Source organism: Microcoleus sp. BROC3 (genome assembly GCF_036702515.1).
Taxonomy (GTDB): Bacteria; Cyanobacteriota; Cyanobacteriia; order Cyanobacteriales; family Microcoleaceae; genus Microcoleus.
Genome location: NZ_JAUBTQ010000100.1, coordinates 1 through 11,794, shown reverse-complemented (window position 1 = coordinate 11,794; position 11,794 = coordinate 1). Strand labels below are relative to the sequence as shown.

9 protein-coding genes and 1 pseudogene are annotated in these 11,794 nt (G+C 48.6%); 5 read left to right on the top strand and 5 right to left on the bottom strand.

The window, feature by feature from the left end; genetic code table 11:
• Nucleotides 1-235 precede the first annotated feature (235 nt).
• Nucleotides 236-2,104, bottom strand: a complete 1,869-nt coding sequence (locus QUB30_RS31910; protein ID WP_333342084.1) for an efflux RND transporter periplasmic adaptor subunit — start codon at nucleotides 2,102-2,104, stop codon at nucleotides 236-238.
• Nucleotides 2,105-2,382: 278 nt separating this feature from the next.
• On the opposite strand from QUB30_RS31910, the gene QUB30_RS31905 reads away from it, so the two are divergent.
• From QUB30_RS31905 to QUB30_RS31895, 3 genes are all read left to right on the top strand, one after another.
• A complete protein-coding gene (locus QUB30_RS31905; RefSeq protein WP_333342082.1) occupies nucleotides 2,383-4,941 on the top strand; it encodes a glycosyltransferase in 2,559 nt (852 codons plus the stop codon).
• A gap of 6 nt (nucleotides 4,942-4,947) precedes the next feature.
• Nucleotides 4,948-6,726, top strand: coding sequence for an ABC transporter ATP-binding protein (locus tag QUB30_RS31900; RefSeq protein WP_333342080.1), 1,779 nt, complete (start codon nucleotides 4,948-4,950; stop codon nucleotides 6,724-6,726).
• Nucleotides 6,727-6,806: 80 nt separating this feature from the next.
• Nucleotides 6,807-7,781 (top strand): hypothetical protein, encoded by a 975-nt coding sequence (locus tag QUB30_RS31895; RefSeq protein ID WP_333342078.1) that lies wholly within the window; start codon nucleotides 6,807-6,809, stop codon nucleotides 7,779-7,781.
• Between the two features lie 166 nt (nucleotides 7,782-7,947).
• On the opposite strand, the gene QUB30_RS31890 is transcribed toward QUB30_RS31895, so the two are convergent.
• Nucleotides 7,948-8,583 (bottom strand): acyltransferase, encoded by a 636-nt coding sequence (locus tag QUB30_RS31890; protein ID WP_333342076.1) that lies wholly within the window; start codon nucleotides 8,581-8,583, stop codon nucleotides 7,948-7,950.
• Nucleotides 8,580-9,077, bottom strand: coding sequence for a hypothetical protein (locus QUB30_RS31885; protein WP_333342074.1), 498 nt, complete (start codon nucleotides 9,075-9,077; stop codon nucleotides 8,580-8,582). The genes QUB30_RS31890 and QUB30_RS31885 overlap by 4 nt, the downstream gene beginning before the upstream one ends.
• 272 nt (nucleotides 9,078-9,349) lie before the next feature.
• On the opposite strand from QUB30_RS31885, the pseudogene QUB30_RS31880 reads away from it, so the two are divergent.
• Nucleotides 9,350-9,659 (top strand): annotated as a pseudogene (locus tag QUB30_RS31880) (IS1634 family transposase); the annotation flags it as partial.
• A gap of 104 nt (nucleotides 9,660-9,763) precedes the next feature.
• The gene (locus QUB30_RS31875) at nucleotides 9,764-10,174 is read left to right on the top strand and encodes a hypothetical protein (protein ID WP_333342073.1); all 411 of its coding nucleotides are present in this window, start codon (nucleotides 9,764-9,766) and stop codon (nucleotides 10,172-10,174) included.
• Nucleotides 10,175-10,185: 11 nt separating this feature from the next.
• Here QUB30_RS31875 and QUB30_RS31870 read toward each other — a convergent pair whose 3' ends face one another.
• Both QUB30_RS31870 and QUB30_RS31865 read right to left on the bottom strand, forming a co-directional pair.
• On the bottom strand, nucleotides 10,186-11,196 hold the full coding sequence (locus tag QUB30_RS31870; protein ID WP_333342071.1) for an ABC transporter permease: 1,011 nt from the start codon (nucleotides 11,194-11,196) through the stop codon (nucleotides 10,186-10,188).
• A gap of 9 nt (nucleotides 11,197-11,205) precedes the next feature.
• Entirely contained in the window at nucleotides 11,206-11,712 is a 507-nt protein-coding gene (locus tag QUB30_RS31865; protein ID WP_333342069.1) for an AAA family ATPase, read from the bottom strand.
• Nucleotides 11,713-11,794: the final 82 nt, after the last annotated feature.

Sequence of the window (11,794 nt, the reverse complement as noted above, 5' to 3'; positions counted from 1 at the left end):
GCAGCGAGCGCCCGGAGGTCGTTCCGGCTGAAGCCGGAGCGCCTTTGTTAAGAAAGATGTGAGTAAGGCATAGCTTAATAAGGGGGACTTTGAATAGTCTTGTCCCCCCCTTGTTAAGAGGGACTTTGACTGCTCTTTCCCCCCCTCTTCTTAAGGGGAGTTAGGGTTGGAAAACACCCTAGAGCGATCGAGATAATACCCCATGCCCTATGCCCCATGCCCTATGCCCTATGCCCTATTTCTGATTCTTGATAATATCCTCCAGCTTTTTACCTTGAGGAAGTTCGGTAAAAACGCGATCGCCCGCTTTTGCACCCTCTAAAATCTGAATCTTGTTGCCAATAGTCGAGCCAACCGTAACAGCCTTAAACTTCGGCTGTTGTTTCTCATCAGGAACTAGCACACCCGTTTGACCTTTATTAGTCACAATTGCCACCGTCGGCACAACTAAAGCATTGCTCAGCTTTTGACCGACAAATCTCAAATCTACATTCATCCCCGATTGCAGCGAGTCTTTGCCCGTATCAATGGCAACTCGCACTTGAAATAGCGTCACATCCCGTTCCTTAACAGCTTCCGGCGCAATTAATTTAACGCGGCCTTTAAACACTTTATCTGGATAAGCATCAGCCACAATTTCAACTTCTTGGCCCGGTTTAATTTGACTGATATCAGCCTCCGGGACTTTCGCCAAAACTTCCACATCTCTTGCGAGAGCGACAATCGATGTCGAAGTTGCCGAAGTTGCTTCCGATGCCGAAGTTGCCGGAGTTACAAAAGCTCCTTGAATAGCGTATCTTTGGGTAATAATTCCAGCAAAAGGAGCGCGAACTTTCGTATCTTCTAACTGCACTTCTTGAAAGCGGACTTGAGCCTGAGCTTCGGCTAATTCAGCTTGAGCTTGAGCTATTTCTTCCGGGCGAGAACCGTTTTCTTGCGCGGCCAATTGGCTTTTTGCTTCAGCAACTGCTGCTTCGGCTTTGGCGATTTCTTCTGGACGGTTGCCGTTTTCTACTTGCGCTAGTTTGCTTTTAGCTTCGGCAACTTCTGCTTCGGCTTGGGCAATTTCTTCCGATCGCGTGCCGTTTTGTAACTGATTCAATGCTTGCTGCTCGACTTGGACAGCAGCTTGCAATTGCTGAATTTGCGACTCCCGACTTTCTTGCAGTTGTTGCAGGCGTCTTTGAGATTCTATTAATTTAGCTTGGGCTGTACGATTTTCTTTAATTAATTCATCCAGTTTATCTTTAGCCAGAGCACCTTCTTCCACTAACGGTCGATTGCGTTCCACCCGTTGAGCTGTTAGTTCGGCTTGGGCTTTACTCGATTCAATTTGCGTTTGTGCTTGGGCAATTTCTTGTTTGACACTGCCGGTTTGAGCATCTGCTAAACGAGCTTGAGCTTGGGCTAAACGAGCTCGCGCTTGGCTGACTTCTTCAACGCGGCTGCCGGCTCGCAGTCGCTGCAAGCCTGCTTGAGTTTGCTGCAAGCGGGCTCTGGCTCCTGCAACTTCTTCCACGCGGCTGCCGGCTTGGAGTTGCGCGAGACTAGCCTCAGCTTGCTCTAAGCGCGCTCGGGCGCTGGCGATGTCTTCCGATCTATTTCCTGCTTCGATTTTGGCCAGTTTAGCTCGCACGCTGGCTTCGCGGGCTTTAGCTTGAGCGAGTTGAGCTTCTACATCGCGGCTTTCCATGCGAGCAACGATTTGTCCTGCTTCCACTTTATCGCCCTGTTCGACAAATAATTCTGCGATCCGGCCGGAGCCTTTGGGGCTGAGATTCACGCGCTGTACTGGCTGCACCGTGCCGCTAGACGTAATCCGCACCGTGAGGTTTTGCGCTTCCACCGGCACTGTCATAGTGGCGATCGCATCTACTTTCGGCTGCGATCGACTTTTTGCTACATATATAGTGGTCGGTACAGCTAGCAACCCGGCTGCAACCAACCCAATCGCCCACCGCTGCGGTTTGCGCGCGGGTTTCTTCGGAGACTGCTTTTGGGCGGTTTTGTTATCTGCAATTTTAGTCTCTGCGGCCTTGGTGTCTACAGTCTGAGTATCTTCCACCTTGACCTGAGCAGTTTCCTTTTTAGGGCTAACGATCATACCGACTCACCTAATTTAATCTCAGGATTACCTTTAAAGGTAAAATTTTTGCTGATGCTTGGCATCGTCTTTCAGACTCATCCGATCGGGTGATTTTAAAAAAGTTCCCCAACCAGCACCTGTAAACAATTATAGCTAATCTTTGCAAGTTATTAAATAATGTTAAGTTTTTTCCGCGTAAAATGTGATCAATTATTCAGCAAGCCCTAGATATTGTACTTTATCATTGATGACAACAATTAAGAACAGTTGCTCTAAACATCAAACCAAAGAATTTCGTGGAAACTATCTCTTTCCCAAATTTAGACTGTCGTCCTACACCATTGCCCAACCCTGGCAATGTTACAGTAAAGGGAAAGTTTTTCTTTATTGGAGAAGAAAAATTTTTCCTCAAGGGAGTGACCTACGGTACTTTCTCGCTCGGTAGTCACGGTGCGCCTTTTCCAGAAAAACCTATGGTAGAGAAAGACTTTGCGCTGATGGCAGAGTTAGGGGCAAACTGTATACGCACCTATACCATTCCAACCGATTGGCTTTTGAATCTAGCGGCAACATACGGTCTCAGAATACTTATTGGTATACCTTGGGCTCAGCATATAGCCTTCCTTGACTCCTCTTCTACTAGAGCAGAGATTCGTCAGGCAATTGCCAATGGGGTGAAAGCCTGTCGAGAGTATCCGGGTGTCTTTGGCTATTTGATTGGTAACGAAATTCCTTCGGATATTGTGCGGTGGCACGGTCCCAAGCAAATCCGTACTTTTCTTAAGGAGTTAATGGGGGTGGTAAAAGACGCCGATCCAAAGGCGCTTGTGAGCTATGCCAATTATCCCTCTACTGAGTATCTCAATATTGACTTTACTGATTTCTTATCTTTTAACGTTTACTTACATAGAGAAAAGGATTTCCGCAGCTACGTCTCACGACTGCATAACCTGGCAGAAGATAAACCTTTGGTGTTAAGCGAGTTTGGTGTTGACTCAATCCGTGAGGGTACCCAATCCCAAGCCGAAATTCTCGCTCAAAAATTGTCAACCAGTTTGGATATGGGAGCAGCGGGGACGATCGTGTTTTCTTGGACTGACGAGTGGTTTACGGGGGGGTCTGCTATCGAGGACTGGGCTTTTGGTCTAGTGGATGCCCAACGGAGTAAGAAAACTGCGTTCCAGACAGTGCAACAGTATTACGCAGCACCTCTGCCACCAGCATTACCGGAGTATCCTCGCGTCTCGGTGGTGGTATGCGCGTACAATGCCGATCGCACTCTCGACAGTTGCCTAGCTTCTCTCAAAGAACTCAACTATCCGAACTACGAAGTTATAGTAATCAATGATGGATCGAATGATAACACTCTCAAAATCGCCAAATCTTATGACTATATCAAACTAATCAGCCAGGATAATAAAGGGCTAAGCGTGGCACGCAATGTGGGTCTAGCAGAGGCAACAGGTGAAATTATTGCCTATACCGACTCGGACTGCGTAGCTGATCCAGACTGGCTTACTTATATGGTTGCCAAGTTTCTGTCTTCAGGACTTTCGGCAGTGGGTGGACCCAACTTCCCTCCCCCAGAGAACTCTCTTGTCCCCTCCTGTGTTGCCGTGTCTCCAGGTGGGCCAACTCACGTCCTTTTGAGTGATGAAGTCGCTGAACACATCCCAGGTTGTAACATGGCTTTTCGCCGTGAGGTATTAGAGGAAATAGGAGGCTTTGACCCCATGTTTCATGCAGCGGGTGACGATGTTGATATCTGCTGGCGCTTGCAAGACAAGGGTTATACCATTGGCTTTAGCCCAGCAGCAGTAGTGTGGCACTTTCGGCGTAACACAGTTAAAGACTACCTTAAGCAGCAGCGCGGCTATGGTAAAGCAGAAGCTCTCGTATATTTCAAACATCCCTACCGCTTTAACCTGCTGGGACAATCCCAGTGGCTAGGCAGGATCTACGGCGACCTTTCCTCTAGTTTCCTCTCCGGTCAGCCTGTTATTTACTCTGGGGGTTTTGGTCGCGGGTTGTTTCAAACCCTGTATGAGCCTCCCGCCTCCTTCCTCTCTTATCTCCCTCTGACGCTGGAATGGAATGTCGGAGCTGCCTTGTTGTTTATTTATTTAGTCTTGTCGGGTGGCAACCCGTGGTTAGGTATAGCACCGCTCTTTTTATCATGGAGCTACTGTATATCCGGTTCGCTACGGGCCCCGATGGATAGTCGTTTTCAGGGACTGCAAGGTCGTTTGCTAGTGGCATTGCTGATTTACTTAGGTCCTCTTGTACGCAGTTGGGAGCGCTACTTTTGGCGGAGGAAGGGACTTACCCAGGTGGATCCGATCAAGTTTGACGAGCTAGTGCAAAAACCTGATATTTCTTGGCCAAAGCGATCGTTTTTCCTATCCTATTGGACCGAAATCGGGCTGGAAAAGGAGAGCCTGATTCAGGAAATCATGGACTTCCTCCTACCCCGCAAGTATTTTATTACCGTCGATCAAGGTTGGAGCAACTGGGATCTAAAGATTCATCAAGGATTTTTTCCCAGAGCGATGATTAAGGTTTGTAGCGAGAACCACGGGAGTAATAAGAGACTCCTGAGAGTGGAATCGGCACTGAAGCTGTCGCGAATGGGTACTACGATTCTGTGGGTTTGGTTTTTGGTGACCATCATCTCCCTGCTTCTAGGTCTAACAAAAGTAGCGCTCACTACGGGAGTAGGGGGTATAGTTAGCGGAACTCTCATGATGTATCAAAATTTCTGCTTAGGGCGCACTATGTACCACGTACTAGAGATTGTAGCTAAGAAATTACAGTTAGTGCCAGCGCCCTCTATGAATGATAGGGTTGCACCCTAAACGATTATGGTTGTAACTAGACGCAAGATTCTTTCCTACCTTTTGCCCTATCGCTGGCAATTTCTCTGGGCTTTGGCGCAGGTTTTTCTGATCAGTGGCTGTGAACTAATCAAACCCTGGCCGTTCAAAGTGATTATCGACAACGTTCTAAGTAAGAATCCGTTTCCGTGGAAAGTCTTAGCATCAATGTCACCCCAAACTCTTCTCCTGTGTGCCTGCGGGGGAATAGTGTTGACTTATCTGCTTTCAGCGTGCTGCACTCTCCTCAACAGTTACACCACCGTTAAGGTTGGTCAGAAGGTAGTTAACGATCTGCGAGGAGATCTTTATAGCCACCTACAGCGTCTCTCCCTTGCGTTTCATGGTCGCTGGCCAACGGGGGATCTCCTATACCGCATTACTGCCGACACCTATGCTATCCAAACACTCAGCACCAGCGGATTTCTGCCCATACTTTCAGCACTGCTACTGGGGGCTGGAATGTTCATTATCCTGCTACGGCTTGATGCAATGCTCACCCTGTTGGCTTTAAGTGTTTGTCCAGCTTTATTAATTTTGCTCTCGCCCCTCAATGTTCGGATTACCTCTGCTGCTACCCATGCGCGGCAACAGGAGAGTGCGGTCTACTCCCTTGTACAGAGAGCCATGTCTGCAATGCGTGTCATCCAGGCGTTTACTAAGGAGGAAGACGAGTATAGGCACTTTATGCAGGCTAGCCAGGGAAGCCTAGCTGCTAATTTACGGTTCTACGTCCTCCAGACCTTTTACGGTGGGGTAAGCAGTGTGGTGATTGGCTTGTGGGGAGCGCTAGTGATGTGGATAGGAGGTAGCCACGTTCTGGAAGGTACCCTTACAGTAGGTGAGTTAATTGTTTTTATCTCCTATCTGGCTTTTCTGTTTCTATCGCTCAATAAAATTAGCGAAACCTGGGGACTGCTTCAGGGGGCGAAAGTGGGGGTAGGTAGGGTATTTGAGCTCCTAGAGATGGAGAACGAGGTCAAGGAAGGACTAAGGGTTTTCCCCCCAGATGGAGCTAAGGGCGATATTAACTGGACAGGAGTTTCTTTTCAGTATCTCCCTAGCCAGCCAGTCTTAAAGCATATTAGCTTGAATATCCCCGCAGGGAAGAAAGTAGCAATAGTTGGCTCTACGGGAGCGGGTAAATCGACTTTTGTCAGCCTTTTACCCCGCTTTTATGACCCCCAATTTGGTCAGATAACTATTGATGGTGTTGATATTCGGGAGTTTCAACTTAAATCGTTGCGTAGCCAAATAGGGATGGTGCTTCAACCTGCTTTTGTCTTTCCTATAACGATGGGAGAGAACATCGCTTATGGTCGCCCTGAAGCCCCTCTGGAAGAGATTATCTCAGCGGCTAAATTGGCTTGCATCCATGATTTTATCGCGCTGCTTCCCCAGGGATACGACACTGTATTGGGGGAACAGGGAGCTACTCTCTCAGAAGGGCAGAAACAGCGCCTCACCATCGCCCGTGCGATTTTGCGAAATGCCCCCATTTTAATTTTAGATGAGCCTACTTCTTCAATGGACACCGAGACTGAAGCGCTCCTAATGGAAGGGTTAGAGAGACTGATGGCTCGAAAAACTACGTTGATCATTGCCCACCGTCTCTCCACCGTGCGCCAGGCCGATCTGATTGTAGTGCTGGGTGCTGGAGAAATCGTCGAGCAAGGCACATTTGCCGAGCTGATGCGCCAATCAGGGGCGTTTGCTTCCCTATACCGTGCCCAATTTAGGACACAGGTAGGAAAAACGACCCCATAAGTTGTTAGCACTGATTACTTATGCTTTCAATAAATGAGGTTGTAAGGATTAATCATTTGAGATTGATGGAGAGAGATGGAATGGTTGGACATCTGACTTATCGCCTTTATCAGGAGGAGGATTTGCTCACCCTGGTGCGGTTTTGGGAGCAAGAAACAAATTGGGGAAAGATCACTGTGGAAAAGTGGCGTCAGCAGTTCATAGACACTCCATACGGTGAAGCGTCTATTGCCCTTGCTACCAACGCCGATACCGGACAGATTCTCGGACAGTTTATTTTTATTCCTTGCCTAGTATGCGTAAACGGGCGGGATGTACTGGCTTTTCGACCCTTTGCCCCGATCATAACCAAGGCTGCACGTGGTTTTCTCAGCGGTGCTCACCCGATCATAGAGATGTACTGGCACGGAGTTAGGGGGCTGCAAGCACGCGGCGGCAGCTTGATCTATATGGTTCCCGATCCGCGTTGGCTGCGCTTCTTCCGTATGTTCCCTTTCCTGACAGGCGGCTCCTTCCCGCTGTGGAGCTTGCCGATGCCTCTGGCTGCGCCTTTGCCGCTGGATGATGGTTATACAATGAAGCCATTAGAAATGTGGGATCAACTGGTGGACAAGCTTTGGCACAAGGCATCGTGCTTGCATGGTTGCCAGGTTGTCCGCAACTCACAGACTTTGCGGTGGAAGATTGGCACAGGGGACTACACATTAACGGCTGTCGAGCGGGAAGGGGAGATGGTAGGCTTGGTTGCCTCCCAGCAGAGGGGCGATCGTCAATGGCTGATTTGCGATTTGCTAACCGCCGATGCTGAGGACTCGCTGCGCAATACACTGATTGCGGTTACAAATGTGGCTCACTGTGAGGCTGTTATCCCAGATCGGGAGAAGCCGATTATTAAGGTAGCCGTGTTGGCTACGCCAATCATGGAACCAGTGGTACGCCGTCTGGGTTTTGTTCGCGATGCTTACGACTTTCCCCTAATTGTCCACATCCTAGACCCAACCATTCCTAAGGAAGATGTTGCCCCCACACGGTGGTATATCAGTGCCAATGATTAGTTAACTTCTACATGAGGCTTCAGCAAAACCTAATGATGTCACAATCTCCTGTAATGAACTACACATCATGTCCAAGGCTGGTTAGACCCATCACATATTGCAGCTAAACTAAACAGCCTAACATCCACGCAGGATCTAACAGACAACGATGAGTCGCGCACAACTGTCAATCACGACCATACTCCCGCAGTGCGCGATCGCGGACAGCATCGGTATCATCCGGTTCTAGGAAGCGGATGATCCGGGCTGGATTCCCAACCACTACAGCGTAGGGGGGGACATCCTCAGCAACGACAGTTTTGCAACCGACGACGCAACCACGACCCAAAGTGACTCCCGGCAAGATGACAGCCTCAAAACCGACCCAGACATTATCCTCTAGGGTGATGGGTCGAGGTGTACTGATAGGAGGCAGACGACGGTAGGGATCGCTAGCAGCAGCCTGAAGAACCGCACGGCGAACAGTAATAGGCAGATCCGATTCCATCCAAGTATCGGTCAGGACAACACCCCAAGCGAGAAGGCAGTGCGCCCCAATGGTAATGCTGTCGTTACAAAACAGATTAGTGTCATTGAGACAGGTATAGGCTCCGACGACAATCCGACCTTTTGGACCCAGGGCAAAGACTGTGCGGTGGTATGCACCACTCGCATTGCCCAGGATTAACCCTGGTTGGCGCTCAGAGAAGAGGCGATCAAATCCGTAAGAAGTCTCAATGTAGGCATCCTTCTCGACCACCACATTGGCAGGGATGCCGCCTGCGTACCAGTCATGTTCTAGATAAGTCCGTGCGTCATTCATGTTGCTTCTGGCTCTACTGGGCGGGCAGGATTGCCTGCAACGTAGGTGCCGGGAGCTACATCGCGGTTAACCAGAGCACCAGGCGCGATCGCGGCACCAGCTCCCACCCATACCCCTTTGAGGATGGTTGCATTGTAGCCGATCCACACATCGTCCTCGATAACTACGGGAAGAACTTCAATAGGAGGGCGGCGTTGGCGATTGCCAATTGGAGAAAGAGCGATCGTATCGACCAGCCGAGCAGCGGGGGTAATAGGGTGAAAATCGGAATCCACAATAGTAACGCCACCCGCGACCCAGACATGGGCACCCAGAGTGATGCGGGCGGAGCAAACTAGAGAGGCGTCGGCAATGTAGCAATAATCACCAATCTCGATGACAGCCTCGGCGTCAACAGCCAAGGAAGCACGCCAAATCGTGACATTGCTCCCAACACGCAGACCAACAGAGCCAGCAGCGTAGTAGTGCTTGAAGCAGAAGGAAGAATCTATCACTGAGTTCTCTCCCACTTCAATGTTGGTGGGAATGCTGCCGTGATACCAGTCGCCGGGAAGCGATGCGCCAGGGACAAGTGGGTGGAATAACGGTGTCGGCATTATGTTGTTAGACTTCCAACTGCGTCAACATCTTAATTGAAGACGCGATCGCTGAGGCGATTATCCCAGATCATGAGAAGCCGATCATTAAGGTAGCGGTGCTGGCTACACTAATCATGGAACCCGTGGTACGCAGTCTGGGTTTTGTTCGCGATGCTTACGACTTCCCATTTGTTGTCTTTCTCAAGACTCCTGAACGAGTGGCTTTGTGGTCAATGTTAATGGGTTTGTGTTTGCTGGTTTATAGTTTGGGTCAACGGTCACTTCGTCATGCTCTCGAGCGTGCTAAACAGACGATTGACAATCAAGTCGGTAAGCCTACGGCCAAACCCACTTGCTCGGTGGGTGTTTAAATGTTTCATGTCGATTCATTTGTTGACGGTTGATGGTGTTAAGCAGATTACCAATTTGACATCTGAGCGATTGTGGATTGTCCAGTTCTTGGGTGCTGCTTGCCGGAAATATTACCTTCTCTCTTGAGCTACTATGCACTTTTAGTTGAACAATTCCTCGCGGAATATCGCGAGCTGCGCAATGTGGGTTAAAATATGTTTCAAATTCGTTAAAAATGGAAAATCAAAACAATGAATCGTCCTCAAAGCGTTACAATTTTGGCAATATTGCAGCTAATTAGCGGCATTTTCAGTCTGCTTGACGGCTTGTTTATCTTACTTTTCGCAGGCATTTTTGGCGGTCTCGGTGCGGCTTTTGGCGGGGCAAAAGTTGGCGCTGTAATCGGCGGCGTTATTGGAATTTTTGCTGCGATTAGTTTCATCTTAGGCCTCCTCTCCTTACTCTTAACTTGGGGCTTGTTTCAACTCAAAAATTGGGCTTGGACGGGAACGTTAATTGTCCATATCATCGCCACTCTCGCGCAAATTGCCAAAATGTTGGGCAGCGGCGGTACAGCAGTCAATTTTTTAACTCTGGGTTTTGCAGTGGCTAGCATTTACTACCTGCTGCGGCCGGATGTTAAACAAGTATTTCGTGTCTGATTTCCTTTTCATTAACGGTACTGAATTCTCGGATCGAAAAAAGCATAGGAAATATCAACCGCCAGATTAATCAGTACAAAAGTTACAGCCACAAAAATTACTCCTCCTTGGACAATTGGGTAATCCCGCGTCAGAATACCCGTATAAATCCAAGAACCAATTCCCGGCCACGAGAAAATCGTTTCAGTCAGAATAGCGCCGCTTAAAAGAGTGCCGAACTGCAAACCGATAGTTGTGACGATCGGCAAAAACGCATTTTTCAAAGCGTGTTTCAAAATCACCCAATATTCCGGCAATCCCTTAGCCCTCGCAGTGCGGATGTAATCTTGAGAAAGCACTTCCAGCATCGCAGAACGAGTGATGCGGGCTATAATAGCCAGAGGAATAGTTCCTAAAGTCAAAGCTGGCAGGATTATATGGGCGATCGCATCCCGCAAAGCCGCTAAATTCCACCTCAGCAAAGAATCCAAAATATAAACACCCGTAATCGACTTAAAACCAAACCCCAAATCTACACTCATCCGCCCGCTAGGAGGCAGCCATTTCAGATAAACAGCAAACAAATAAATCAATATCAATCCCAACCAATACACTGGCAAAGATACGCCAATTAACGAACCACTCATCGCGAGATTGTCCAGCCAGCTATTTTTCCGAACAGCAGCCAAAATCCCCGCCGGAATTCCGATAACAAGTGCCACCAACATCGCCACCACAGACAGTTCAAAAGTAGCAGGCCAGCGAATTCTAATTTCATCAATTATCGGAATACCGCTAATAATGCTATTTCCCAAATCAAAGCGGATCAAACTCCATAAAAAAGCAAAATATTGCAAAGGCAAAGGCTGATTCAGACCCAACCTTGCTCTCAAAATTTCCACCTGTTCGGGAGTTCCCCGTTCTCCCAAAAGCACTGTAGCTGGGTCTCCCGGTATCAAATGCAAAAATATAAATACTAGCAGAGTGATTCCGAAAAGGACTGGCAATAGTCCCAGCAAACGTTTAACAATATATTGAAACATCAGTTGATCTCATTCACCTTGCAAATTTGCCAAAATCCGATCGACCGTTTCTTCTACCGTTAGATTGGTTGAATCCAGCCAGTAGCCAAGGCGAGGAGTTTCGGTACGGAGAATGCGATCGAAGGCATAAACCATTGTTTCGTTGGCATATCCGGTCTTCGATCTTGCTGCATCCCGTGCAGCTACAACTTCTGCCTTCGGACACAGAACGATCGCGGACAACGGCACATCGTGGAAAGTGGCCAGTACCTCAGCCAGTGCTGAACCAATGATGATGTCTTGATAAACGACCGTAAAACCAGCCTGGAGATAGTGTCGCGCTGCCATTGCTGCCAGGTGATATCGCAGTTGAAGCTGCTGATATGCCTCTGCTGACAAATTTAACGCCATTTCCGCCTGTCCATTCACAATCATGCGACGAAAGATATCGCCGCGAAGGTGGACACTTTTGGGCAACCGTTTGGCAAGTGATTGGGCCACACTTGATTTTCCGGCAGCCATGTTCCCGGTAATCAAAATAAGGCGTTGCTGAATTAGGGTATGATAAATTTATAGTGCGAGCGCCCAAAAATAACACTTCAAAAAACGCAGAGCTTAT